The sequence below is a fragment of the Bradyrhizobium sp. 170 genome, from assembly GCF_023101085.1.
Lineage (GTDB): Bacteria > Pseudomonadota > Alphaproteobacteria > Rhizobiales > Xanthobacteraceae > Bradyrhizobium.
Map to the genome: position 1 here is coordinate 2,274,562 of NZ_CP064703.1, position 24,774 is coordinate 2,299,335.

General features: G+C 63.4%; 19 protein-coding genes, 1 tRNA gene and 1 pseudogene. 14 read left to right on the forward strand and 7 right to left on the reverse strand.

Translation table 11 applies throughout. The features are described 5' to 3' along the window. Positions 1–59: 59 nt before the first annotated feature. Positions 60–521 carry a hypothetical protein gene (locus IVB05_RS10600; RefSeq protein WP_247784098.1) on the reverse strand — a complete coding sequence of 154 codons (462 nt, stop codon included), beginning with the start codon at positions 519–521 and terminating at the stop codon, positions 60–62. 154 nt (positions 522–675) lie between these two features. Between IVB05_RS10600 and IVB05_RS10605 the strand changes: the two genes are divergently transcribed. Then, entirely contained in the window at positions 676–1,767 is a 1,092-nt protein-coding gene (locus tag IVB05_RS10605) for an IS5 family transposase (RefSeq protein WP_247784099.1), read from the forward strand. A gap of 136 nt (positions 1,768–1,903) precedes the next feature. Here IVB05_RS10605 and IVB05_RS10610 read toward each other — a convergent pair whose 3' ends face one another. Beyond that, positions 1,904–2,098, reverse strand: coding sequence for a hypothetical protein (locus IVB05_RS10610; protein ID WP_247784100.1), 195 nt, complete (start codon positions 2,096–2,098; stop codon positions 1,904–1,906). 110 nt (positions 2,099–2,208) lie between these two features. Here IVB05_RS10610 and IVB05_RS10615 point away from each other — a divergent pair. Continuing rightward, positions 2,209–2,736, forward strand: a pseudogene (locus tag IVB05_RS10615) (tetratricopeptide repeat protein); the annotation flags it as partial. Between the two features lie 55 nt (positions 2,737–2,791). On the opposite strand, the gene IVB05_RS10620 reads toward IVB05_RS10615, so the two are convergent. Further along, positions 2,792–2,867, reverse strand: a tRNA-Ile gene (locus IVB05_RS10620). 169 nt (positions 2,868–3,036) lie between these two features. On the opposite strand from IVB05_RS10620, the gene IVB05_RS10625 reads away from it, so the two are divergent. Continuing rightward, a complete protein-coding gene (locus IVB05_RS10625) occupies positions 3,037–4,014 on the forward strand; it encodes a TAXI family TRAP transporter solute-binding subunit (RefSeq protein ID WP_247784102.1) in 978 nt (325 codons plus the stop codon). Between the two features lie 157 nt (positions 4,015–4,171). Here the strand turns inward: IVB05_RS10625 and IVB05_RS10630 are convergent, their stop codons facing one another. Then, positions 4,172–5,383: an ABC transporter substrate-binding protein gene (locus tag IVB05_RS10630; RefSeq protein ID WP_247784103.1), complete on the reverse strand. Its 1,212-nt coding sequence runs from the start codon at positions 5,381–5,383 to the stop codon at positions 4,172–4,174. A 181-nt stretch (positions 5,384–5,564) separates the two neighbouring features. On the opposite strand from IVB05_RS10630, the gene IVB05_RS10635 reads away from it, so the two are divergent. From IVB05_RS10635 to IVB05_RS10645, 3 genes are read left to right on the forward strand one after another with little or no spacing between them, the layout of a single operon-like run. Beyond that, complete coding sequence (locus tag IVB05_RS10635) at positions 5,565–6,677, forward strand: molybdopterin-binding protein (RefSeq protein WP_247784104.1); 1,113 nt, start codon at positions 5,565–5,567, stop codon at positions 6,675–6,677. Positions 6,678–6,690: 13 nt separating this feature from the next. After that, positions 6,691–8,640 (forward strand): molybdopterin biosynthesis protein, encoded by a 1,950-nt coding sequence (locus tag IVB05_RS10640; protein ID WP_247784105.1) that lies wholly within the window; start codon positions 6,691–6,693, stop codon positions 8,638–8,640. Between the two features lie 51 nt (positions 8,641–8,691). Then, positions 8,692–9,822, forward strand: a complete 1,131-nt coding sequence (locus tag IVB05_RS10645; RefSeq protein ID WP_247784106.1) for an FAD-dependent monooxygenase — start codon at positions 8,692–8,694, stop codon at positions 9,820–9,822. 7 nt (positions 9,823–9,829) lie between these two features. Here the strand turns inward: IVB05_RS10645 and IVB05_RS10650 are convergent, their stop codons facing one another. The 3 genes from IVB05_RS10650 to fdhD all read right to left on the reverse strand — a co-directional run bounded on the left by IVB05_RS10650 (position 9,830) and on the right by fdhD (position 12,203). Continuing rightward, positions 9,830–10,513 (reverse strand): hypothetical protein, encoded by a 684-nt coding sequence (locus IVB05_RS10650; RefSeq protein WP_247784107.1) that lies wholly within the window; start codon positions 10,511–10,513, stop codon positions 9,830–9,832. Between the two features lie 192 nt (positions 10,514–10,705). Next, the gene (mobA, locus tag IVB05_RS10655; RefSeq protein ID WP_247784108.1) at positions 10,706–11,323 is read right to left on the reverse strand and encodes a molybdenum cofactor guanylyltransferase MobA; all 618 of its coding nucleotides are present in this window, start codon (positions 11,321–11,323) and stop codon (positions 10,706–10,708) included. After that, on the reverse strand, positions 11,316–12,203 hold the full coding sequence (gene fdhD, locus IVB05_RS10660; RefSeq protein WP_247784109.1) for a formate dehydrogenase accessory sulfurtransferase FdhD: 888 nt from the start codon (positions 12,201–12,203) through the stop codon (positions 11,316–11,318). The genes mobA and fdhD overlap by 8 nt, the downstream gene beginning before the upstream one ends. A gap of 92 nt (positions 12,204–12,295) precedes the next feature. On the opposite strand from fdhD, the gene mobB reads away from it, so the two are divergent. The 8 genes from mobB (at position 12,296) to fdhF (ending at position 24,750) form a co-directional block, all read left to right on the forward strand. Next, entirely contained in the window at positions 12,296–12,823 is a 528-nt protein-coding gene (mobB, locus tag IVB05_RS10665) for a molybdopterin-guanine dinucleotide biosynthesis protein B (RefSeq protein WP_247784110.1), read from the forward strand. A 7-nt stretch (positions 12,824–12,830) separates the two neighbouring features. Beyond that, a complete protein-coding gene (gene glp, locus IVB05_RS10670) occupies positions 12,831–14,087 on the forward strand; it encodes a gephyrin-like molybdotransferase Glp (protein WP_247784111.1) in 1,257 nt (418 codons plus the stop codon). A 41-nt stretch (positions 14,088–14,128) separates the two neighbouring features. Beyond that, positions 14,129–14,380, forward strand: coding sequence for a sulfurtransferase TusA family protein (locus IVB05_RS10675; protein ID WP_247784112.1), 252 nt, complete (start codon positions 14,129–14,131; stop codon positions 14,378–14,380). A gap of 87 nt (positions 14,381–14,467) precedes the next feature. Next, complete coding sequence (locus IVB05_RS10680; RefSeq protein WP_247784113.1) at positions 14,468–15,901, forward strand: sigma-54 dependent transcriptional regulator; 1,434 nt, start codon at positions 14,468–14,470, stop codon at positions 15,899–15,901. Positions 15,902–15,914: 13 nt separating this feature from the next. After that, positions 15,915–17,918, forward strand: coding sequence for a cache domain-containing protein (locus IVB05_RS10685; RefSeq protein ID WP_247784114.1), 2,004 nt, complete (start codon positions 15,915–15,917; stop codon positions 17,916–17,918). A 378-nt stretch (positions 17,919–18,296) separates the two neighbouring features. After that, the gene (locus tag IVB05_RS10690) at positions 18,297–19,949 is read left to right on the forward strand and encodes an OFA family MFS transporter (RefSeq protein ID WP_247784115.1); all 1,653 of its coding nucleotides are present in this window, start codon (positions 18,297–18,299) and stop codon (positions 19,947–19,949) included. Positions 19,950–20,269: 320 nt separating this feature from the next. Next, positions 20,270–21,988 (forward strand): NADH-ubiquinone oxidoreductase-F iron-sulfur binding region domain-containing protein, encoded by a 1,719-nt coding sequence (locus IVB05_RS10695; RefSeq protein ID WP_247784116.1) that lies wholly within the window; start codon positions 20,270–20,272, stop codon positions 21,986–21,988. Beyond that, the gene (gene fdhF, locus IVB05_RS10700) at positions 21,985–24,750 is read left to right on the forward strand and encodes a formate dehydrogenase subunit alpha (RefSeq protein WP_247784117.1); all 2,766 of its coding nucleotides are present in this window, start codon (positions 21,985–21,987) and stop codon (positions 24,748–24,750) included. The genes IVB05_RS10695 and fdhF overlap by 4 nt, the downstream gene beginning before the upstream one ends. Positions 24,751–24,774 lie beyond the last annotated feature (24 nt).

The window sequence follows — 24,774 nt, forward strand, 5'->3', positions numbered from 1 at the left end:
CCAGCACATACCAATGCGGAACTCCGCACGCGGGGAGGGACCAGAGCGCGGAGGAGATACTACTTGGGTGCTACTTTGAGCGTCGCAACGCAGGCAGGCCGAACCGATGAAAGCATGCGTTCGTTAAGCTGTCGGACCTCATCTAGCGTGGGTAGGCTCAGAAAGCCGGCCTCAAAGTATCGGAACGTCTGTACTTTACCGAGTTGATCAAGGCGTTCCACGATCTGTAATGATCGTTTTGGCTTCCTGACTTTCAGCTTGCGCTCGCTCGCCGCCGCCATCAGCCCCATCATCCCGTGCGAGAATTTGTTCTTGAGTTCCTTCACGTCGATCCCTTTGGCGCGCAGGAAGGCCTTAAGCGTCAACTCAATCGAATGCGTATGGAGATGGTAGAGCACCAGAGTGTAATGCAGCCGCGGCTTGGATTTCTCAAGGCCGGCAGAATGCACCGCGGCTCGGCAAAAATCCTCGGCCAAGTGATAGAAGCCCAGCGGGCCATAGCGATCGATTTCATTAGGCATGTGGTTGTGCGCCTCCCGTCTTTATGGCGTGTATATTCCGATTTCAGCTCCGCCGGCCTCGCCCAGCGCAGTCCCTAGCAGGCTGTTGAAAAAGGGCTCTCGCCGCCGACAGGCAACCGTGATTCATTAGCTCCGACGGGATTCGGGGTGGTTCATGCGCGGCGGCGACAATCGAACGGGCGAACTGTTCAGCTACGTTGACCTGGAGGCGCGGGTGCGGCGGGATCATCCGCTGCGAGCGATCCGGACGATGGTGAACGAGGCGCTGGCAGCGCTGGAGCGCGAGTTTGCCGTGCTCTATTCGCCGATTGGGCGGCCGTCGATCCCGCCGGAGAAGCTGCTGCGAGCGATGCTGTTGCAGGCGTTTTATTCGATCCGCTCGGAGCGGCTTCTGATGGAGCGGCTGGAATACGACCTGCTGTTCCGCTGGTTCGTCGGAATCGGCGTTGATGACGCGGCCTGGGACCATTCGGTGTTCTCGAAGAACCGCGACCGGCTGCTGGAAGGCGATATCGCGGCGAAGTTCCTCACGGCGGTGCTGGCGCAGCCCAAAGCGAAGAAGCTCCTATCGAACGACCACTTCTCGGTCGATGGCACACTGATCGAGGCATGGGCCTCGATGAAGAGCGTAAAGCCGAAGGACGGTTCTGGCGAGCCGCCGGCTCAAGGCGGCGGGCGCAATGCCGAAGCAAACTTCCATGGCCAGAAACGCTCGAACGATACCCATGCCTCGACCACCGATCCGGACGCCAGGCTTTACCGCAAGGGTAAAGGCAAGGAGACGAAGCTGTGCTTCATTGGACATGGGCTGATGGAGAACCGTCACGGCCTGCTGATCGACGCCTGCCTAACGCTGGCTGACGGGCATGCCGAACGGGTGGCCGCGCTGCACATGATCGAGCCTCGTGCCGATCGACCCACAGCGATTACGCTTGGCGCCGATAAAGCCTACGACGCAGAAGACTTCGTCAACGAACTGCGCTCGATGAACGTGACACCGCACGTTGCGCAGAACACCAGCGGCCGCAGCTCTACGATCGACGGACGAACAACCCGGCACGGCGGCTATGCCGTCAGCCAGCGCATCCGTAAGCGCATCGAGGAGGCATTCGGCTGGATCAAGACAATCGCCGGGCAAGAAAAGTCCAGGTTCCGGGGTCGTGATCGCGTTGGATGGGCCTTTACCTTCGCTGCCGCCGCCTACAATCTGGTACGGCTACCCAAGCTGATAGCGGGGGCCGGCTGATGGCCAAGTGGACCGGCTTCGCCAAGGCCTTGCCGGCCACTGGCGCATCGTCGAAATGGACATCAGGCTACTTTGGTGAGCTAGGCTGAGTTCTTCAACAGCCTGCTAGACCGGTGGTACTCGTGGGCGATGGCATTCAGCCTATGCGCGTTGGCTGTCGTAATCGAATCGCTGATATCACATTCGTCAGAAGATCAGAATCTGACAAGCGCCAGTACAGGTGGGCTACCCAAAGCGGATCGAGGAGGCCGTCGACTTTTTCCGGAGGAGGCTCACCGACGATCGTCGCCAGGTCGGCGATCTGCACTACAAGATTGGAAACGCCTTCCATGCTCTCCGTAACGAACAGGAAGCAAAGCGCGCCTTCGAAGCCGCGCTCGTCGACCCAGCGCTTGCTGCCTCGCCAGAGCTAGCGGCTCTAGTCCACAAAACCTTGTCTCTAGTCACGAGCTACTCGGCGACCATGAACAGGCAGTGGAGCACTACAACGAAGCGTTGCGGTTGAACCCCGACCTTGCCGAAGCCCACAACACGCTGGACAACCACTATGTCCGCCTCGGAAAGTATGAGGACGCCTTGCGTCATCTCGACCAAGTCATCTTCTCGGATCAGAAGCAGGGCCGGACTTCTGCGGTAAGCGGATGGCGCGCCAATGTTCTATTCAACCTTGGCGACCGTGCGGCATTTCGCGAAATCAATGGCTTGATAGTTCATGCTGACCGCCTCGGTTGGATTTGGCCCTGGTGTCGCCGCCTAGTCGCCGGTTTCGGGCGGGCGAGTGCGGACAACGCCCGGCAAGCTGCACCCTTCTGGCAACGCTATGTAGAGGCGAACCCCAAGAAACCGGCCTCGAGGTGGGAACTACTCAAAGACGCCGGCGGCGGATCGTGCCGCGCGGCCAAGACGGCGCGTTCTTTCTTTCTCGAGACCATCATGCGAACAAAACGGCAATCAATTCTGTGGCGATAACGGAGGCGGCTCCAAATATACAACCTTTAGAAATTGAGTAAGCTCCTGTAATCACTGGTGGGCCCGGCAGGACTCGAACCTGCAACCAGACCGTTATGAGCGGCCGGCTCTAACCATTGAGCTACAGGCCCCGCCGCGAGCGGCCGCGGGTGGGGCGGCCGGCAACGGTGCTGGCATCGTTTACAGGCATGACAGCGATACGGCAATGCCGGGTTGGGACCCAAGAACAGGCTTTCATCAACCCCCGCGCTTGCCTACAACCTGTCTCGCGTCATTCGTCACGAACGCTTGAGGCCAACAATGAAACTCGCTCGGATCGCCTGCGCCAGCCTCCTTCTTTTTGCGGGCGCCGCCGCGGCGCAGGATGGAGGCAAGGCCATTACCAAACCCACAATCAGCACCCAGATAAGCCTTGGGACCGCGACGCCGGGCGGCGGCTTCCCGGTCTACGGAAACGCGTTCGCGGAAATCCTGAATGCGGCTGATCCGGGGCTCTCGATCGAGCCGCGCAACACCAAGGGCTCCAGCGAAAACATCCCGCTGCTGGAATCCGACCAGCTCGACATCGCGCTGGTGGCCGGCGAGCCCTCCTACGAAGCCTTCATGGGCATCGGGCGGGCCGCAACAAAGCTGAAAATCCTCACCGCGATGTATTCCAGTCCCGGCATGTTCGTGGTGCGCGCCGACAGTTCCTACAAGACGATCAGGGATCTCGTCGGCCAGCCGGTTGCGTTCGGCGCCAAGGGCTCCGGCCTGCCGATCCTGTCGCGCTATATGCTCGACGGTATCGGCCTGAAGCAGGACGAGGATTTCAAGTCGATCTATCTCGACCGCGCCGGCGACGGCCCCGCCATGGTGCAGGACGGCCGCGCCGCGGCGCTGTGGGGCGCGGGCGTCGGCTGGCCCGGTTTTGCGACGATGGCGCAGGCGCCAGGCGGCGCACGGTTCATCGCGCCCGATGCGAACGAGATCGCGCGCGTCCGCGCCAAGCACACGTTCCTCAAGCCGCTGACGGTGCCCGCCAACAGCTATCCGAACCAGCCGGCGGCGATCGATTCCGTCGGTTCATGGAGTTTTGTGCTCGCGCGCGAAAGCCTGCCCGACGACGTCGCCTACCGGCTGGCGCGCACGCTGCATGGGGCCGAAGCTGCGCTGTGCAAGAAGCTGCCGCAGGCCTGCGAGACCACGGCCGCGAACACGGTTGCGGCCGCGCCGAATGCGGCGCTGATCCACCCCGGGGTGATGAAATATTTCCAGGAGGCGGGGGTGGTGAAATAGGGCGCGTCTCTTTCCGTTCGTCGTCCCTGCGAACGCAGGGACCCATAACCACCGACGTTTGTTGTTGCATCGGTGGCGGCTCCAGCCTTCGCAACAATCCGGGCCTGTGGTTATGGGTCCCGGATCGCGCTTCGCTTGTCCGGGTCGACGGAGAGATTTACTTCTTCGCCATCGCGCAGGCCGGATCGGGCGGGCCGAACGCTTCGTCGCCCGGGATCTTGGCGAGGATCTGATAGTAGTCCCACGGATATTTCGATTCCTCCGGCTTCTTGACCTGCACCAGCCACAGGTCATGCACCATCAGATTGTCCTCGCGCAGCTTGCCATTGCGGGAGAAGAAATCCTCGATCGGCTTTTCGCGCATCTTCGCCGCCACTTTCAGCGGCTCGTCGGTGCCGGCTTCCTTGATCGCGTTGAGATAGCTCATGACGGAGGAATACACGCCGGCCTGCCACATCGTCGGCATCCGGTTCATCTTGGCGAAATAGCGTTTTGACCATTCGCGGGTCTTGTCGTCCATGTCCCAGTAGAACGACGTCGTCAGCAACAGGCCTTGGGCTGCCGGCAATCCCAGCGAATGGATGTCGGTGATCAGCGCGAGCAGCGCGGCCATCTGCTGGCCGCCCTTGAGCACGCCGAACTCAGCAGCGGTCTTGATCTCGTTCATGTTGTTGGGCGGACCGGCGGCGATGCCGATGATCTTTGCTTTCGAGGCCTGCGCCTGCAGCACGAAGGACGACAGGTCCGGCGTCGCCAGCGGCGGCCGCACCGAACCCAGCACCTTGCCGCCATTGGCGGTGACGACGCTGGAAGCGTCGCGTTCGAGCGAGTGGCCGAAGGCATAGTCGTCGGTGATGAAGAACCAGCTGTCGCCGCCGCGCTTCACCACGGCCTGCGCGGTGCCTGCGGCGAGCGAACGGGTGTCGATCACCCACTGCATCGCGTAAGGCGAGCAGAATTTGCCATGGAAATCCGCGGCCAGCGTCGAATGCGTGATGAACAGTTTCTTCTTGTCATTGGCGATGTTCTGCACCGCAAGACCGACCGCCGAAACCGGAACGTCGACGATCAGGTCGACCTGGTCGACGTCGTACCAGCGCCGCGCGATGCCGCCGCCGATATCCGGCTTGAGCTGATGGTCGCCGACGATGATGGTGATCGGCTTGCCCAGCACCTTGCCGCCGAAATCGTCGATCGCCATTTGCGCTGATGTGACCGAGCCCTGGCCGGTCGGCGTCGCCGCCGGGCCGTTCATGTCGGTGAGCACGCCGATCTTGACCACATCGTCTGAAATTTGCGCGAGCGCGGCGGTCGATGCCAGCATCGCGGCAGCAAGTATTCCCAGCCTGGATAGGTTCCTGGCGAACATCCTGTCTTCTCCTCCCTGGAATCGGCACGTTGGCCGTTGGTTTTCGCAGGCGGTTTGATCCGCCAATTGGTCTCATTTGCAACTATTTTGGGACGGCGTCAACGTAGCCGAATGGACGGCTGGCCTGCCAGCGGTATCCGGTTCTGTTTATTTCCGCCCCGATTCAGGGCATAGCCGGGCCATGACCTCGCCCCAGCGCCTGCCGACCTCGCTGACACCGCTCGATAGGGCGCGCGATGCCCTGCTGAACGGCGTGGAACCGGTCGCGCCGGTGGAATTAATGCTTGGGGAAGCGCTGAGTTGCGTCGCCGCCGAGATGCCGCCGCTTCCTGCCTATCCGCCGCGCGACATTGCCACTGCAGACGGCTACGCCTTTTGCGCACGCGATCTCGTCGGCGCATCCTCCTATTCGCCGCTGCCATTATCGGCGCTGCCGCTTTGGGTCGAGGCCGGCGAGGCCGTCCCGGAGGCTTGCGACTGCGTGCTCGATTCCGATTCCGTCGACGTGTCCGGCCCGATGCCGCAGGTGCTGGCGGAGGCGATTCCGGGGCAGGGCGTGCGCCGGGCCGGCAGCGATATTGCCGCGGGCAGCCTCGTCGCAGAGGCCGGGCGGCGCGTGCTGCCGCGCGATCTCCTGCTGGCACGCGCGGCCGGATTGGCGCGGTTGAACGTCCGCCGTCCGAGGCTGCGCGTCGTCAATGTCCCCGGCGGCAGCCTGGCAGCGGATCTGATCGCGGAAAGCGCGCGGGCCGCGGGCGCCGACGCCGTGTTGTCGACCGCCGCGGGCCGCGATGCCGGATCCATTGCGGCGGCGCTCGATGATGGCGCGTGCGACCTGCTCCTGATCGTCGGTGGCTCCGGCGTCGGCCGTACCGACGCGGCGGTGACGGCTTTGGCTGCGCGCGGCGAAGTTTTCGCCCATGGCATTGCGCTGCTGCCCGGCCGTACCTCGGCCGTCGGGCGCGTCGGCAAGACGCCCGTCGTGGTGCTGCCGGGCGCACCGGATCAGGCTTTTGCGGCATGGTGGACGCTGGCGCTTCCCGTACTCGATCGCCTCTCGGACCGAGCCTTGCGAAAAGCAGTCAATTTGCCGCTGGCGCGCAAGATTGCATCTCACGTCGGCATCGCCGAGATCGTGTTGCTGGAACGGAAGCAGGATATGTGGTCCACGCTGGCGGTGGGCGAATTGTCGCTGGAGGCGATCGCCCGCGCCGAAGCCTGGCTCGTGGTATCAGGCGGCTCGGAAGGATTTGCGGCCAGCGCGCCGGTCGATGCCTATATGTTGCGGGAGTGATATGAGTTCGGGAATGACCAATACGCCTTCGGCGAAAGATCGCGACAGTAACGAACAGGATCAGTTCCTGACCATCCTGTCGCGCGAGGATGCGCTGGCGCGTTTCGAGGCCGCCTTGTTCCCGCGTGCGGTGCCGGCAGAGAAGCGCCCGCTCGCCGACGCGCTCGGCTGCGCGCTTGCCGAGGATGTCGTGGCGCCGATCGACGTGCCGCCGTTCGACCGCTCCAATGTCGATGGTTTTGCGGTGCGTTCGGCCGATCTTGCTTCCGCCGGTGAGGCTTTACCGGTGCGCGTGATGCTGAACGACGAGGTGATCGCCTGCGGTACCGCGCCGACGCGGCCGGTATTGTCGGGGACGGCCACGCCGATCGCGACCGGCGGTCCGGTGCCGCGCGGGGCAGACGCCGTCGTGATGGTGGAGCATACGCAGCCATCCGGACCTCGCGCGATCGAAATCCGCCGCGCCGCTTCCCCAGGGCAATTCGTGTCCCATGCCGGTTCCGATATCGCCCGTGGCGAGGCGCTGCTGCGCGCCGGCACCATCATCGGCTCGCGCGAGATCGGCATGCTGGCGGCCTGCGGCATCGCGGACGTCACCGTCGCGCGGCCTCCGCGCGTCGCCGTCATCTCCACCGGCGACGAACTCATGCAGCCCGGCCCGCCGTTGCGCCCGGCCGCGATCTACGACACCAACGGCGCCATCGTCACCGCGGCGATCTCCGAGAACGGCGGCGAGGCGGTGTTTCTGGGCGCGATTCCCGACGACGAGGAAGCACTCGAATCTGCCATGCGCCGGGCGCTCGAGACCAGCGACATGCTGGTGCTGTCGGGCGGTACGTCGAAGGGCGCGGGCGATGTGTCCCACCGCATCATCGGCCGGCTCGGCAAGCCCGGCATCATCGCGCATGGCGTTGCGCTGAAGCCCGGCAAGCCGCTGTGCCTTGCGGTATGCGACGGCAAGCCCGTGATCATCCTGCCGGGATTTCCGACCTCGGCCATGTTCACCTTCCACGACATGATCGTGCCGGTGCTGCGGCGGATGGCGGGCCTGCCGCCGCGTTCGGACGCCAAGGTCAATGCACGCGTACCGGTGCGGATCGCGTCCGAACTCGGCCGCACCGAATTCGTCATGGTGTCGCTGGTCGAAGGGGCGGACGGATTGATCGCGTACCCGACAGGCAAGGGCTCCGGCGCCATCACATCATTCGCGCAGGCCGACGGCTTTCTGCGCATCGATGCGCTGGCCGATCAGATGCCGGCCGGCAGCGAGGCCGAGGTGACGCTGTTCACGCCGCATGTGCGGGTGCCGGATCTCGTCATCGTCGGCAGCCATTGCACCGGGCTCGATCTCGTCACCGCGCCGCTGGCGCATGCCGGGCTCGTCGTGCGCTCGATCGCCGTCGGCAGTCTCGGGGGGCTCTCCGCCGCCAAGCGCGGCGAGTGCGATTTTGCGCCGATTCATCTGTTCGACGAGAAGACCGAGACCTACAACACGCCCTATCTCAGCGAGGGGCTCGAACTGGTGCCGGGCTGGCGTCGCATGCAGGGCATTGTCTTCCGCAAGGGCGATCGGCGCTTCGAAGGTCTGAATGCCGAAGACGCGGTCCGCGCGGCGCTGGCCGATCCGGCCTGCATCATGGTCAACCGCAACCAGGGGGCGGGCACGCGGATCCTGATCGACCGGCTGCTCGGCGGTGCGCGTCCGGACGGCTACTGGAATCAGCCGCGCTCGCACAATGCGGTGGCGGCTGCGGTCGCGCAGCACCGCGCCGATTGGGGCATGACCATTGCGCCGGTCGCGCATGCGTCAAACCTGGGTTTCATTCCCTTCGCCGAAGAGCATTATGATTTCGCTCTGGTAAAGGCGCGCAAGCAACGACCGGCCGTGCAGGCCTTCCTCGATGCGCTGGCATCGGAAGAGGGACGCGCGGCGCTGGAGCAGGCGGGATTTCGGCCGGCCTGACGCGCGACATGTAACAAGCCGTCAACAGAAACGGCTCGGGCAGGGACGGGAATGGCAAGATCGCTATCGATTGCGATCATCGGCGCCGGCATGGGTGGGCTCGCGACCGCCGCGGCGCTGCGGCGGGTCGGCATCGACGTCACCGTCTACGAACAGGCCACGCAATTCGCGCGGATCGGCGCCGGCATCCAGATCGGCTGCAACGCCATGAAGGTACTGCGTGGACTGGGGCTGGAGGCAAGGCTGCGCGCGCAATCGTTCTATCCGCGCTCCTGGAATAATCGCGACTGGCGCACCGGCGAAGTCAAGTTCGACATGATCTTCGGCGAGAGCGCCGAACAGAAGTTTGGCGCGCCCTATCTGCTGGCGCATCGCGGCGATCTTCATGCGGCGCTCGCCAGCGCCGTTCCAGATGAATGCGTCAGGCTCAACCACAAACTGGTCGGGCTGGAGGAAAGCGGCGAGGGCGTCCGGCTCGCCTTTGCCAATGGCGCAACTGCAACAGCCGATGCCGTGGTTGGTGCCGACGGGATCCATTCCCTCGTGAGAGACATTCTGTTCGGCGCTTCGCCGGTCACCTTTACCGGACGGATCGCCTATCGCACCACCTATCCGGCCGCGCTGCTCGGCGGTGAGAAGATCGACGACTGCACCAAATGGTGGGGCGAGGACCGTCACATCGTCATCTATTACGTCAAGCCGGACCGCAGCGAAATCTACCTCGTCACCAGCCAGCCGGAGCCGGACTTTCGGATCGAGTCCTGGTCGGCGAAGGGCGACGTCAGGGATTTGCGCAAGGCGTTCGCCGGCTTCGACCGACAGGTCGAGCAGGTGCTGGCCGCGTGCCCCGACGTGCACAAATGGGCGATCGTCGACCGCAACTCGCTGGAGCGATGGGGGAATCGCAACGTGACGCTGCTTGGAGATGCCTGTCACCCGATGACGCCCTATATGGCGCAGGGCGCGGCGATGGCGATCGAGGACGCGGCCGTATTGTCCCGCTGCCTTGACGGCGTCGAACGTGACGGTGTTGCGAACGCGTTTCGCCGTTTCGAGGCGACGCGCAAGGCGCGGACGGCGCGCATCCAGCAGACCTCGCGCGCCAACACCTGGCTCAGCGGGAGAACCGATACTGATTGGGTCTACGGCTACGACGCCTGGACCGTGCCGCTCGCGGCGTAAGTTGCTCTTAACCCTGAATGCGCAACAGCTCGCCGATGATCCGTGGCTTCATCCAGCCGACGTTGTCCACGATCTCCCTGCGCAGATCGTCCTGCTCTGTCTCGAACTGCTCACGGGTCATGCCCTGGATGATTCCTTGGCCGCCCGTCGCTGTAACTCCGAATGCTTCCAGCGCAAGGTCATAGCGCTGCTTCCAATCGATCACGCGCTTGGTCATGACTTCCGTAACCGCCGGCACGGTGCCGGGATGGCCTGCCAGATCACAGGCCTCCTTGGTACGTACATCCGCTGCCAGCATGAGTACGTTCCAGTCATCGTATCCGATGAGCTTCAGCTGGGCATACAAAAACGCACCATGTTCGCCGTCCCAGATCGTGTGGTCGATGACCAGAAAAGGCACGGCACGGCAATAGCCATGGCGCATTGTCATTTCACGGTTGAAGGCCTCGGTGCGCTCATCCAGCCGCTTCTTGGCGGCGGCGAAAAGAGCAATATAGTCTTCCGCTGTCGGCAGGATGTTGCGCGCATCATCCGGGGCAAAGCCAACTTCCTGCAGAAATTTTCCGATCTTTGGATCGTCCCAGAGTTCCTTGGGGAAAACGCGTGTCACACCATCTGCGTCCGGTGTCGGACGCATGATCTCTTTGAACTCGGTAAAGCTTTGCGGCTGCCTGCGTCCGAATATTGCCACGGTGCCTCGCGATAAATCCGTCACGGCAACCCTACGGGCAGACATGTTAAATTGCATTAATCTGAAGCTGAAATCATGATCGAATTCTTCAATCTCCGGGTAGTTAAGACGATTGCTTGCTGAGTCTATCCCGCCGTCGTCCCCGCCTAGTGCGCAATTGCGCACTAGGCGGGGACGACGGAGAGAGTTGAGTCAATCTCCGTCCAGCGCCGCCAGCCGTTCGGCCTCGGCAATATCGTCCATGGTGTTGGCGTTGAAGAACGGATCGAGCGGCGTAATCGGCCATGTCACGGTCGCCAGTTTGTAGCGGGCAGTCCAGCGGTCGATCTTCCTGATGTCTTCGACCACAAGCGCATGGCGAAGTTCTTCGCGCAAGCGCACGCTCCATAGCCCGATCACCGGATGCGATTGCCCGTCGGAGGCGGCAACCGCAAGCTCGGCCTCCTCTGCTTCCAGCGCGCCGTATAGCCGCGACACCAGGTCGCGCGGCAGGAATGGGCAATCGGCTGCGGCGCTGAGAACAAGCTTTACATCTGGCCGGTTGGCCGCAGCCCAGTCCAACGCTGCCAGAATGCCGGCGAGTGGTCCCGGAAAATCCGCGACGCCATCAGGGATCACCGGCAGCCCAAACGCGGCAAAGCGCGCGGGGTCGCCATTGGCGTTCAGGATGAGACCGTCGCATTGCGGCTTCAGCCGCGCGATCACGCGGTCGAGAATGGTGCGGCCGGCGATGGTGCGCATCGGCTTGTCGCCGCCGCCCATCCGTCGCGCCAGCCCGCCGGCGAGCAGCACGCCGGGAATGTCAGTCATCGCTTTCGCCCTTGCGCTTGTGCCGGGCGGATTCTTCCGCGACATAATCGAGGTTCTGGTCGAACACGATCCGCTCCTGTCCCGACAGCGCGATGAAGCGTTTTCCCCGCGTGCGGCCGACCAGCGTCAGTCCGACCTGCCGCGCCAGTTCGACGCCCCACGCAGTAAAGCCCGAGCGTGAGACGAGAATGGGAATTCCCATCCGCACCGTCTTGATCACCATCTCCGAGGTAAGGCGGCCGGTGGTGTAGAGGATTTTGTCGGCGGGATCGACGCCGTGGCGATAGATCCAGCCCGCGATCTTGTCGACGGCGTTGTGGCGACCGACGTCCTCGGTGTAGCACACCGGCGTGCCTTCCTTGCACAGCACGCAGCCATGGATCGCGCCGGCTTCCATATAGAGCGAGGGCATGGTGTTGATTGCATGCGTCATCTGGTAGAGCCAGGACGTGCGCAATTCCGCCTTCGGCAGCGCCACGCTTTCGACCGCTTCGAGCAGATCGCCAAATGCTGTGCCCTGCGCGCAGCCTGAAGTTTGCGTGCGCTTCTTCAGTTTTGCTTCAAAGTTGGTGTGGTGCTCGGTGCGCACCACCACCACCTGAAGGTCGTCGTCATATTCGACCTCGGTGACGACGTCGTCGTACTTCAGCATGTTCTGGTTCAGGAGGTAGCCGAGCGCCAGATATTCCGGATAGTCGCCGATCGTCATCATGGTGACGATCTCCTGCGCGTTCAAATAGAGCGTCAGCGGCCGCTCCACCGGCACCCGGATCTCTACGGCGGCGCCGGCCTGGTCGGTCCCGGCAACACGCTCGGTCAGCCGCGGATCCTCAGGATTCGGCACGATCAGGGGGGCGGGGGCTTTTTCGATTTTCATCATATCCGCAGGTTAGCATGACAATGGCTGTCAGCCGATATAAAGCACCTTTGGAGAATGCCTAGCCCGGTCCGGCCAGGACAGCGGAGAATGCGATGAAAGTAATAGGCCTCGCGGGATGGAGCGGCGCCGGCAAGACTACCTTGCTGACGCGCGTGATTCCGCATTTCCTGAAAGACGGCCTGCGCGTTTCCGTCATCAAGCACGCCCATCACGCCTTCGATGTCGATGTGCCCGGCAAGGACTCCTGGAAGCATCGTGAGGCCGGCGCGGCCGAAGTGCTGGTGTCCTCCAGCCAGCGCTGGGCCCTGATGCACGAGCTGCGCGGGGCCGCCGAGCCGCGGCTGCCGGAACTGCTGGCAAAGCTGTCGACGGTCGATCTCGTCGTGGTCGAGGGTTTCAAGCGCGAGCCGCACCGCAAGATCGAGGTTTATCGCGCCGCGAATGGAAAGCCGCTGCTGTTCCCCGACGATCCCGGGATCGTCGGGCTAGCGACCGATACCCCGGTTGAAACCACGCTGCCGACCGCCCATCTCGATGATATCGAGGCGGTGGCGGCGATGATGCTCAAATCGGCGATATCGCTCGAGGACGTGCTGGCGAAATGCGAAGCTGAGGGCTGATCAGGCCATGGCGCAATTGTCCGACGATTGCTTTGCCTTCGGCGGGCCGATGATGTCGGTCGATGAGGCCGTGGGTCTCATTGCGACGCGCGTGACGCCGGTCGTCGATGTCGAGACAGTCACGCTCGCCCGCGCCGACGGCCGCATTCTCGCGCACGACATTTTGGCGCCGCTGCCTCTGCCGCCCTTCACCAATTCGGCCGTCGACGGTTATGCGGTCTCCAGCCGCGACCTGCCGCAAAAGGAAGAACAGGCATTTCCGGTGATCGGCCGCGTTCAGGCGGGTAGCTCCGCGCCTGCGCCGCTCAAGCCGGGGCAGGCGGTGCGCATCTTTACCGGCGCGCCGATGCCCGAAGGCGCCGATACCGTGTTCATGCAGGAAGACGTGCGGGTCGAAGGCGACAAGGTCGTGCTTCCCGCGGGCCTCAAGCCTGGCGCCAATGTACGGCCCGCGGGCGAAGACATCCCCTTAGGCTTCGCGGCGCTGCAGGCCAGCCAGCGGCTGCGGCCGCAGGACGTTGCGCTCGCGGCAGCCTTCGGCCTGACCCAACTTGATGTCGTCAGGCGCATTCGCGTCGCGGTGTTCTCCACCGGCAACGAACTGGCGTCGCCGGGTGACGCACGCGCCGCAGCGCAATTGTTCGATTCCAACCGCTTCATGCTGATGGCGATGCTGTCGCGGCTTGGCTGCGAGATCAGCGATCTCGGCATCCTCAGGGACGACCGCGTAGCGCTCGCGCGCGCCCTGCAGGAGGTGGCCGGTAGCCATGACCTGATCCTCACCACCGGCGGCGTTTCGACCGGCGAGGAGGACCACGTCAAGGCGAGCGTCGAAAGCGTCGGCAGGCTGGTGCTGTGGCGGATGGCGATCAAGCCGGGACGTCCCGTCGCGATGGGGATCATCGGCGGCACGCCTTTCATCGGATTGCCCGGCAATCCGGTGGCGAGTTTTGTCACCTTCGTTCACGTGGTGCGCCCCACGATTTTGGCGCTATTAGGTGCGCGGCCGGAGCCGCTGATGCCGATGCCGGTTCGCGCCGCCTTCAGCTACAAGAAGAAGATTGCCCGCCGCGAATATGTCCGCGTCAGCTTGCGCAAAGCGGCCGACGGCGCGCTGGAAGCGGTGAAGTTTCCACGCGAAGGTGCGGGTCTCTTGTCTTCGCTGGCGGACACCGACGGCCTCGTCGAGCTTGGTGAAGAAATCACACAGGTGACGCCCGGCCAGACGGTCGGGTTCCTGTCCTACGCAAGCCTCATCAACTGATGTCCGTTGACGATGCAGGCCCCCTTCGCCATGGTCGGAACATGACGACGACAAAACTCGATCTTGCCGGGCTGAAATGTCCCTTGCCGGCACTGAAGACGCGCAAGGCGCTGAAGACGCTGCCGCCCGGCGACAGGCTGGAAGTGCTCTGCACGGATCCGCTGTCGGTGATCGATATCCCGAACCTTATTCGCGAGACCGGCGACAAGGTCGAGATTACCGAGCGCAGCCAAGGCCGCATCATATTTTTGATAGAAAAATCAAATGGTTCCGCGGAACAGACAAGTGCTTGAGCGGTCCGGGCGCGGGCAAAATCCTCGCTCGTCGATTAGACAACCGAGCGATTGCCGGGTGCGACATTCGGTCCTACAAATCCCGGCATGAACTTCCCGACATCGAAGGCGAGCGCAGCGGCATCCCCCGCCACGGTCAATGAGCCGGCGGCAAAACTTGGCAAATCGGCCGGCGGCCCCGAGTTCGGCGCGCTCGCGCAGGCCTCGATCCTGATCGTCGATGACGAGCCCGGGATGCGCAATTTTCTCGTGCGCACGCTGGGGCCGCGCTGCAAGCATGTGGCGGAGGCGGCCGACACGGACGAGGCCTCGCGCCTGCTCGACAAGAGCCGGTTCGACGTCGTCATCCTCGACAACATCATGCCGGGCAAGAATGGCGTCGACTGGCTGGCGGAGCAGCGGGCCGTCGGTTTCTTCGCCGACGCCATCCTCATCACGGCCTATGCCGATCTCGACACCGCAATTCAGGCGCTGCGCGCCGGCGCGGCAGATTTCGTGCTGAAACCGTTCCGCTCGAACCAGATATTGAATGCAGTGGCGCGCTGTCTCGACCGGGTCCGGTTGCAGCGCGAGAATTATGTGCTGCGCTATGCGCTGCGCGCTTCCTCCGATCGCACGTTCCTGCGCGACAATCTGATCGGGGCGTCGCCGGCGACCCGCAGCGTGCGGGAAACCATTGCCCGCGTCGCCCGCCTACCGACGTCGATCCTGCTGACCGGCGAATCCGGCACCGGCAAGGAAGTCGCGGCGCGCTCGATTCATTCGCTGTCCGACCGCGCCGACAAGCCTTTCGTGCCGGTCAACTGCGCAGCCATTCCGCCCGAGATGATCGAGGCCGAACTGTTCGGCCACATCAAGGGAGCCTTCACCGGCGCAGACAGCGGACGCGAGGGCCTGTTCCTCTATGCGCATGGCGGCACGCTGTTCCTGGATGAAATCGGCGAACTGCCGCTGCCGATGCAGAGCAAGCTGCTCCGCGTTCTGGAGGATCGCCGCGTCCGTCCCGTCGGCTCCGAGCGTGAAGTGCCGGTCGACCTTCGCCTCATCTTTGCGACCAATGCCGATCTGCAGAAGGGCGTGGAGAAGGGACGCTTTCGGGCCGACCTCTACTACCGCCTGAACGTCATGCAGATTCATCTGCCGCTGCTGAAGGATCGCGGCGAAGACGTACAGGAACTCGCGACGATCTTCATGAACAAGCTCTCGACGCAGCTCGGCATGCCGCCGGTTGCGATCGACAGCGCGGTCCGCGCCGCCTTGGCGAGTTACGACTGGCCGGGCAATGTGCGGGAGCTACGCAATCTGATCGAACGCACGCTGATCCTCGGCGCGTTCCCGGACGATTTCGCCGGGCCGCGAAGCGATGGCCAGCCGGCCGCCGCTGACAGCCTGGCCGATCTGGAGCGCCGGCACATTCTTTCTGTCCTGAAAGAGACCGGCGGCAACCGTGAGGAAGCAGCGCGCAGACTTGGGGTCTCGCGCAAGACCATCGATCGCAAATGCGCGCAATGGAACGTATGAGCGGGCAAGCAGCATGAACGAGCCGGCGCGCGGGCGCTCCGTTCGTTTCCGGCTGCTGGCGATCGCGCTGCTGCCCATGCTGGTCATCCTGCCGCTGCTGCTCGGAGTTGCCATCTATCGCTGGAATGCGAGGTTCGACGCCACGCTGATTTCGAAGGTGAATGGCGACCTTACCATCGCGCATCAATATCTGGCCCGCATTCTGGAAAAAACCGGCGTTCAGATCCGCGCGCTCGGCCTCTCCGCACGCTTCCGCGATGTGGAAGAGCACGATCCGCTGTCCGCCGTGGGCAACCTGCTTGAAGCTTCCCGCAAGGAGATCGGTCTCGACTTTCTCTACCTGATGGACTCCAGCGGAAAGATCCTCGCCTCGTCACCCCCGTTTCCGGGACGGCCAAAGGGCGACTGGCCGATCATCACTTCGGCGTTGTCGGGGGAAGCGCCGTCAGCCGGCATCGATATCTTCAGCAATGACGAGCTTGCGGCGATTTCGCCTGATCTTGCCGAGCGTGCGCGTCTCGACCTGGTGCCGACGCCGAACGCGGTGCCGACCGATCGCAGCACGGAAACGCACGGCATGGTCGTGCATGCGGCGAGCCGGGCGACGACCCCCGCAGGAGCGCCGGCTGCGTTGGTCGGGGGCATTCTGCTCAATCAGAATCTGGAGTTCATCGATACGATCAACGACCTCGTCTATCAGTCGGCGAGCCTTCCCGAGGGCAGCCAGGGAACCGCGACGCTGTTTCTGGACGACGTGCGGATTTCGACCAACGTCCGCCTGTTCGAGGGACGGCGCGCGCTGGGGACGCGGGTATCGGCAGCGGTCCGCTCTGCAGTGATGGGTGAGGGGCGCACCTGGCTGGACAGCGCGTTCGTCGTCAACGACTGGTACATTTCGGCTTACGAGCCGCTCGTCGACAGCTATGGCAAGCGCGTCGGCATGCTCTATGTCGGGTTTCTGCAGAAACCGTTCAACGACGCGAAGTTTGAGACGCTCCTGATCATCGCGCTCGCATTCATCGTGATCACGGCAGCAACCGTGCCGATCTTCCTGCGCTGGGCGCAGTCGATATTCATGCCGCTCGAACGCGTCACGACGACGATCGGCGAAGTGGAAAGCGGCAACCTGTCCGCCCGCACAAAATTGCCGGCATCTAGCGACGAGATCGGCCGCGTGGCGTTTCATCTCGATACCCTGCTCGACCAGATCCAGGAGCGCGACCGGCAATTGCGCGAGTGGAACGAGGAATTGAACACGCGGGTGCGCGATCGAACCAGGGATCTCGAACACGCCAATCTAAAGCTGGAGGCGACCACCAAGCAGCTCATCATGTCCGAGAAGCTCGCCGCGATCGGTGAGATCACCGCCGGCGTGGCGCATGAGATCAACAATCCGATCGCGGTGATGCAGGGCAACCTGGACGTCATCCGCAGCGTGATCGGCGACGAGGCCGACAAGGCGAAGGTCGAATTCCGTCTACTGGACGAGCAGATTCACCGCATCAGCCAGATCGTCATGAAACTTCTCCAGTTTGCGCGACCGGAGGAATATGCTGGCTATATCGAGCGCCATGCGCCGGGGAACGTCGTTCAGGATTGTTTGCCGCTGGTCCAGCATCTCCTGAACAAGACTGAAATCAGGGTTGTGAGAGAAGATCGGGCGAACCGCCTGGTCCTGATGAATCGCACCGAGCTTCAGCAGGTGGTGATCAATCTGATCGTCAACGCCATTCATGCCATGCCCGACGGCGGCACGTTGACACTCCGTTCCTTCGACGCCGATCGCGACGGCAACGCGGGCATTTCAATCGAAGTGGCCGACACCGGCATCGGCATGAGCGCGGATATCATGGACAAGGTGTTCGATCCCTTCTTCACGTCGAAACGCCGGGAAGGCACCGGCCTTGGTCTGTCCATCAGTCAGACGCTGGTGAAGCGCCAACGCGGCCAGATCACTGTCGAAAGCCAGATCGGCTCGGGAAGCACATTCCGCATATGGCTGCCGGAAGCGAGCTGATCGGACATTTTGTCCATGGCCCGTCCGGACATTTTGTCCATGGCTGTGGGAATTCCTCCACTAAGTGATTGATTTTCTGTATCGCGCCATTTGGCACGCGGATTGCTGTTCCTCCTACCTAAGAGTTGGAGTGGGGAGGGGGCGCGATGGCCGGATGTTCGGTCGCAAGGCGGACGACCGCGCGAGCGAGGTCGTTCGCTGCTTGCTGTTTTGCTGACGCGCTTGCGCCGCACTCCAAACGATTTTGCCTCGAGATCCGGTCAGTCGCATGTGCACCACAGGTCCTGCGCATGTGGTCGACGCTTCGCGGCCCCTCATCCAACCTTCCAACTTTCCAACTGACGTGCCGGTAAGGCCACGAACCCGGAGGTTTTTTCTATGACAACAGCCGATGCCACACTTGCACCATCCGGTGCGCTCGGGCTTCTCGACAAGGAACGAACGATCGCAACCGCCGGCTTCAATCGCTGGCTGGTGCCGCCGGCGGCGCTTTGCATTCATCTGTGCATCGGCATGGCCTATGGCTTCAGCGTGTTCTGGTTGCCGCTGTCGCGCGCGCTCGGGCTGAGCGCGCCGAAGGCATGCCCCGACATGTCGCTGGTGCAGGAGCTCTTCACCACCACCTGCGACTGGAAGGTCGCCAGCATGGGCTGGATGTACACCTTGTTCTTCGTGCTGCTCGGCATTGCCGCCGCGGTGTGGGGCGGTTGGCTCGAGCGCGTCGGCCCCCGCAAGGCGGGCTTCGTCTCGGCGCTGTGCTGGTGCGGCGGTCTCTTCCTCGGCGCGATCGGCGTCTACACCCATCAGCTCTGGTTGCTGTGGCTCGGCTCCGGCGTGATCGGTGGCATCGGTCTTGGTCTCGGTTACATCTCGCCGGTGTCGACGCTGGTGAAATGGTTCCCTGACCGCCGCGGCATGGCGACCGGCATGGCCATCATGGGCTTCGGCGGTGGCGCCATGATCGGCGCCCCGCTGGCGAACCTGCTGATGAACTATTTCAAGTCGCCGAGCTCCGTCGGTGTCTGGGAAACCTTTGTCGCGATGGGCGTCATCTACTTCGTGTTCATGATGATCGGCGCCTTCCGTTACCGGATTCCGCCGGCCGGCTGGCGGCCCGAGGGCTGGACGCCTCCGGCAAAAGCCAATGCGATGATCTCGCAGAACCACGTTCATCTGAAAGACGCGCACAAGACGCCACAGTTCTGGCTGATCTGGTGGGTGCTCTGCCTCAACGTGTCGGCGGGCATCGGCGTGATCGGCATGGCTTCGCCGATGTTGCAGGAAATCTTCGCCGGCAAGCTGATCGGATTGCCTGACATCGGCTTCAACCAGCTCGACGCGACGCAAAAGGCCGCGATCGCCGGCATCGCAGCCGGTTTCGCCGGCCTGCTCTCGCTGTTCAACATCGGCGGCCGCTTCTTCTGGGCGTCGCTGTCGGACAAGATCGGCCGCAAGAACACCTACTACACGTTCTTCATCCTGGGCATCGCGCTCTATGCGCTGGCGCCGACCTTCGCCGCGATGGGCTCGAAGCTTTTGTTCGTGCTCGGCTTCGGCATCATCCTGTCGATGTATGGCGGCGGCTTCGCGACCGTGCCAGCCTATCTCGCCGACATGTTCGGCACCCAGTTCGTCGGCGCCATCCACGGCCGGCTGCTGACGGCCTGGTCGACGGCGGGCATCATCGGTCCCGTGGTTGTGAACTACATCCGCGAATTCCAGCTTGCGGCCGGCGTTCCGCGCGACCAACTTTACAACACCACGATGTACATCCTGTGTGCCATGTTGATCGCGGGCCTGATCTGCAACTATCTGATCAAGCCGGTCGATAAAAAATGGCACATGAGCGACGCCGAGGTCGCCAAGTTGCAGGCGGCGACGGCGAACGCCGGGGCATCGGGTCCGTCGGGCTCCTACGGCATCGGGTTCGGCGGGCTCGACGCCAAGGCCGCGCTGTTCTGGGCCTTCGTCGGCATTCCCCTGGCCTGGGGCGTGTGGAAGACGCTGGAAAGCGCCGTCAAGATACTCTGAGCGCAATGACGCCGCGGGACCGCCAGCCAGCGTCTCCCGCGGCGTCTTCCGACCTCGGTTCCGACCGGCCGATCGATAGGTGTTCGCAATCGCAGCATACGATGGCTTTATTGATCTTGCGGTCATTTCGAGTACTCATCCTTCCAGCAGCCAAGGTGGCACCGGCGAGGAACGCTGAGGGCTCGAACGCCAAGCCGCGCCACCGGCAGCAACTTAAACGCTTATCAAGACGCCACAATTCGCTTGGCATCTGGCATGCCACGAACTAAGCTTGCGCTAGACGACTTGCGCTAGACGATAAGCAGGGATGAGATTTTTCAATGGATCACGACGTACAGGACTTACAGAAAGTCCGCTCGTTCGAACATCCCGGCGCGGGACGGAAGCGGGCCAAGGCGACCCCGAAGGGCCGCCAGGTTGACCCCACCGCCGCCCATGAGATCGAACTTCTGCTCGGCGAGCGGTCGCGGCGGCGCGATCTCCTGATCGAACACCTGCACCTGATCCAGGACAAGTATCACCAGATCTCGGCGGCGCATCTAGCAGCCCTTGCCGACGAGATGAAGCTGTCATTTGCGGAAGTGTTCGAGACCGCGACGTTCTACGCCCATTTCGACGTGGTAAAGGAAGGCGAGCCTGACATCGCGCCGCTGACCATTCGCGTCTGCGACTCGCTCACCTGCGCAATGCTCGGCGCGGAAAAGCTGCTGCGCGAATTGCAGGACAGCGCGGGTCCCGGCATTCGCGTGGTGCGCGCGCCCTGCGTCGGCCGCTGCGACACCGCGCCTGCCGCCGAAGTCGGCCATCACTTTGTCGATCATGCGACCGTGACGAATGTGCTCGCCGCCGCGAAGGCCGGCGAGACCCACGCGCATTTGCCCAAATATGTCGACTACGACGCCTATGTGGCCGGCGGCGGCTATGCGCTGCTGAACCGCCTGCGCTCCGGCGCGATGACGAAAGAAGACCTGCTGAAGTCGCTCGACGACGCTTCGCTGCGCGGGCTCGGCGGCGCCGGCTTCCCGACGGGACGCAAATGGCGCGCGGTGCTCGGCGAGCCCGGACCGCGGCTGATGGCGATCAATGGCGACGAGGGCGAGCCCGGCACGTTCAAGGATCGCTTCTATCTCGAAACCGATCCGCATCGCTTCCTCGAGGGCATGCTGATCGGCGCCCACGTCGTTGAGGCCACCGACGTCTATATCTACCTGCGTGACGAATACCCGGCCTCGCGCGAAATTCTCGAACGCGAAATTGCAAAGCTGCCGCCTGATGGCCCGGTGCTGCACATGCGCCGCGGGGCAGGGGCCTATATCTGCGGCGAGGAATCCTCGCTGCTCGAAAGCATCGAAGGCAAGCGCGGCCTGCCCCGGCACAAGCCGCCTTATCCATTCCAGGTCGGGCTGTTCGGCCTGCCGACGCTGATCAACAATATCGAGACGCTGTGGTGGGTGCGCGACATCGTCGAGAAGGGCGCCGACTGGTGGAAGAGCCACGGCCGCAACGACCGTCACGGCTTGCGCAGCTATTCGGTGTCGGGCCGCGTGAAAAATCCCGGCATGAAGCTGGCGCCATCAGGTGTCACCGTGCGCGAACTGATCGACGAGTTCTGCGGCGGCATGGCTGATGGACACACCTTCCACGCTTACCTGCCGGGCGGCGCATCGGGCGGCATCCTGCCGGCATCGATGGACAACATCCCGCTCGATTTCGGCACGCTGGAAAAATACGGCTGCTTCATCGGCTCCGCCGCCGTCGTCATCCTGTCCGAGCAGGACAGCGTGAAAGGCGCGGCGCTGAACCTGATGAAATTCTTCGAGGATGAGAGCTGCGGCCAGTGCACGCCGTGCCGGGTCGGCACCCAGAAAGCGGCGATCCTGATGGAAAAGCCGGTCTGGGACCGCGAGTTGCTCGACCAGTTGAGCCAGGCGATGCGCGACGCGTCGATCTGCGGGCTTGGACAAGCCGCCTCGAATCCACTGACGTCAGTGATTAAATATTTTCCGGAAGAATTCGTGCCGAAAGAGGCCGCGGAATGACCAAGATCAAGTTCGAACTCGACGGCAAGCAAGTCGAGGCCAACGCGGGCGAGACCATCTGGCAAGTGGCAAAACGCCACGAGAAGGAAATCCCGCATCTCTGCTATTCGCCGGAGCCGGACTACCGGCCCGACGGTAATTGCCGCGCCTGTATGGTCGAGATCGAGGGCGAGCGCGTGCTGGCTGCGTCCTGCAAGCGCACGCCGACCGTCGGCATGAAGGTGAAGTCTGAGAGCGCGCGCGCGGTCGCGGCGCAGAAGATGGTGATGGAATTGCTGGTCGCCGACCAGCCGGCGCGCGAGACCTCGCACGATCCCGATTCGAAATTCTGGCACTGGGCAGAAAAGGTCGAGGTGACCGAGAGCCGTTTCCCGGCCGCCGAGCGCTGGCGGGGCGATAGCAGCCACCCCGCGATGAGCGTCAATCTCGACGCCTGCATCCAGTGCGGGCTGTGCGTGCGCGCCTGCCGCGAGGTGCAGGTCAACGACGTCATCGGCATGGCCTACCGCAGCCACGAAGCCAAGATCGTGTTCGATTTCGACGACCCGATGGGTGAATCGACCTGCGTTGCCTGCGGCGAATGCGTGCAGGCCTGCCCGACCGGCGCCCTGATGCCTTCGGTGATGCTGGACGAGAACCAGACCCGCGTCACCTATGCCGACAAGAAAGTCGACTCGCTGTGCCCGTTCTGCGGCGTCGGCTGTCAGGTCACCTATCAGGTCAAGGATGAGAAGGTCATCTACGCCGAAGGCCGCGACGGCCCTGCCAACCACAACCGCCTCTGCGTCAAGGGCCGTTTTGGATTCGACTATATCCATCACCCACATCGTCTCACAAAGCCGCTGGTGCGGCTGCCGAACGCGAAGAAGGACGCCAACGACCAGGTCGATCCGGCCAATCCGTTCACGCATTTCCGCGAAGCCTCGTGGGAAGAGGCGCTCGATATCGCGGCCAAGGGGCTCGTGAAAATCCGCGACGAAAAGGGCGTCAAGGCGCTCGCCGGCTTCGGCTCGGCCAAGGGCTCGAACGAAGAGGCGTACCTGTTCCAAAAACTGGTGCGCACCGGCTTCGGCTCCAACAATGTCGATCACTGCACGCGGCTGTGCCATGCCTCGTCGGTCGCAGCTCTGATGGAAGGCCTGAATTCCGGCGCCGTGTCGGCGCCGTTTGCCGCGGCGATGGACGCCGAAGTCATCATCGTGATCGGCGCCAACCCGACCGTGAACCATCCGGTCGCGGCGACCTATCTCAAGAACGCGGCCAAGCGCGGCGCCAAGCTGATCGTGATGGATCCGCGCAGGCAGGCACTGTCGCGTCACGCCTGGCGGCATCTGGCGTTCAAGCCCGGCAGCGACGTTGCGATGCTGAACGCGATGCTCCACACCATCATCACCGAAGGGCTGACCGACCAGCAGTACATCGCGGGCTATACCGAAGGTTTTGATGAGCTCGCCGAGCGCATCAAGGAATTCCCGCCGGAGAAGATGGAAGCGATCTGCGGCGTTCCGGCCGAGACGCTGAAGGAAGTGGCGCGGGTCTATGCCCGCTCGCAGTCCTCCATCATCTTCTGGGGTATGGGCATCAGCCAGCATATCCACGGCACCGACAACGCGCGCTGCCTGATCGCGCTGGCGCTGACGACAGGTCAGGTCGGCCGTCCCGGCACCGGGTTGCATCCGCTGCGCGGCCAGAACAACGTGCAGGGCGCTTCCGATGCTGGCCTGATTCCGATGTTCCTGCCGGATTACCAGCCGGTCGGGCGCACCGATCTGCGCGAGCCCTTTGAGAAGCTCTGGCATCAGGACCTCGATCCCGTGCGTGGTTTGACGGTGGTCGAGATCATGAACGCGATCCACGCCGGCGAAATCACTGGCATGTATATCGAGGGCGAAAACCCCGCGATGTCGGATCCCGATCTGCAGCACGCGCGCGGGGCGCTGGCGATGCTCGACCATCTGGTCGTGCAGGATCTTTTCGTCACCGAAACCGCGTTCCACGCCGACGTGATCCTGCCGGCCTCGGCCTTTGCCGAGAAGTCCGGCACCTTCACCAACACCGACCGCCGCGTGCAGCTCGCGCGCGAGGTGATCCGGCCGCCGGGTGATGCGCGGCAGGATCTCTGGATCATCCAGGAAATCGGCAAGCGGATGGGCTTGCCGTGGAACTATGACGGTCCGGCCGACGTCTTCACCGAGATGACGCAGGTGATGCCGTCGCTGAACAACATCACCTGGGACCGGCTGGTACGCGAGGGTGCGGTGACCTATCCGGTCGACGATCCGAACAAGCCCGGCAACGAGATCATCTTCACGACGGGGTTCCCGACCGAAAGCGGCCGCGGAAAAATCGTGCCGGCGAAGGTGATCGCGCCGGACGAGGTGCCTGATACCGAATATCCGATGGTGCTGTCCACGGGGCGTGTGCTCGAACACTGGCACACCGGCTCGATGACCCGCCGCGCCAGCGTGCTCGACCAGATCGAGCCGGAGGCGGTGGCGTTCATGTCGCCAAAGGACATGCGGCGCTTAAGCGTCTGGCCCGGCGATTTCATTAAGCTGGAGACCCGCCGCGGCGCCGTCGAGGTCAAGGTGCGCTCCGACCGCGACGTGCCGGAGAACATGGTGTTCATGCCGTTCTGCTACGCGGAGGCGGCGGCCAACCTGTTGACCAACCCGGCGCTCGATCCGTTCGGCAAGATCCCTGAATTCAAGTTCTGCGCCGTGCGCGCCGAAAAGGTGGAATTGCAGTCGGCGGCGGAGTAGGCGAGAGGCAATCGACAACAGCAA

Excerpts from the sequence above, each read along its gene's own strand:
- IVB05_RS10675 (WP_247784112.1), top strand. The coding sequence starts at position 14,129 with ATGACGACGACAAAACTCGATCTTGCCGGGCTGAAATGTCCCTTGCCG.
- IVB05_RS10640 (WP_247784105.1), top strand. The coding sequence starts at position 6,691 with ATGACCAATACGCCTTCGGCGAAAGATCGCGACAGTAACGAACAGGAT.
- IVB05_RS10695 (WP_247784116.1), top strand. The coding sequence starts at position 20,270 with ATGGATCACGACGTACAGGACTTACAGAAAGTCCGCTCGTTCGAACAT.
- IVB05_RS10630 (WP_247784103.1), bottom strand. The coding sequence starts at position 5,383 with ATGTTCGCCAGGAACCTATCCAGGCTGGGAATACTTGCTGCCGCGATG.
- IVB05_RS10600 (WP_247784098.1), bottom strand. The coding sequence starts at position 521 with ATGCCTAATGAAATCGATCGCTATGGCCCGCTGGGCTTCTATCACTTG.
- IVB05_RS10645 (WP_247784106.1), top strand. The coding sequence starts at position 8,692 with ATGGCAAGATCGCTATCGATTGCGATCATCGGCGCCGGCATGGGTGGG.
- IVB05_RS10610 (WP_247784100.1), bottom strand. The coding sequence starts at position 2,098 with ATGGAAGGCGTTTCCAATCTTGTAGTGCAGATCGCCGACCTGGCGACG.
- mobB (WP_247784110.1), top strand. The coding sequence starts at position 12,296 with ATGAAAGTAATAGGCCTCGCGGGATGGAGCGGCGCCGGCAAGACTACC.
- glp (WP_247784111.1), top strand. The coding sequence starts at position 12,831 with ATGGCGCAATTGTCCGACGATTGCTTTGCCTTCGGCGGGCCGATGATG.
- IVB05_RS10690 (WP_247784115.1), top strand. The coding sequence starts at position 18,297 with ATGACAACAGCCGATGCCACACTTGCACCATCCGGTGCGCTCGGGCTT.
- mobA (WP_247784108.1), bottom strand. The coding sequence starts at position 11,323 with ATGACTGACATTCCCGGCGTGCTGCTCGCCGGCGGGCTGGCGCGACGG.
- IVB05_RS10625 (WP_247784102.1), top strand. The coding sequence starts at position 3,037 with ATGAAACTCGCTCGGATCGCCTGCGCCAGCCTCCTTCTTTTTGCGGGC.
- fdhF (WP_247784117.1), top strand. The coding sequence starts at position 21,985 with ATGACCAAGATCAAGTTCGAACTCGACGGCAAGCAAGTCGAGGCCAAC.
- IVB05_RS10605 (WP_247784099.1), top strand. The coding sequence starts at position 676 with ATGCGCGGCGGCGACAATCGAACGGGCGAACTGTTCAGCTACGTTGAC.
- fdhD (WP_247784109.1), bottom strand. The coding sequence starts at position 12,203 with ATGATGAAAATCGAAAAAGCCCCCGCCCCCCTGATCGTGCCGAATCCT.
- IVB05_RS10680 (WP_247784113.1), top strand. The coding sequence starts at position 14,468 with ATGAACTTCCCGACATCGAAGGCGAGCGCAGCGGCATCCCCCGCCACG.
- IVB05_RS10685 (WP_247784114.1), top strand. The coding sequence starts at position 15,915 with ATGAACGAGCCGGCGCGCGGGCGCTCCGTTCGTTTCCGGCTGCTGGCG.
- IVB05_RS10635 (WP_247784104.1), top strand. The coding sequence starts at position 5,565 with ATGACCTCGCCCCAGCGCCTGCCGACCTCGCTGACACCGCTCGATAGG.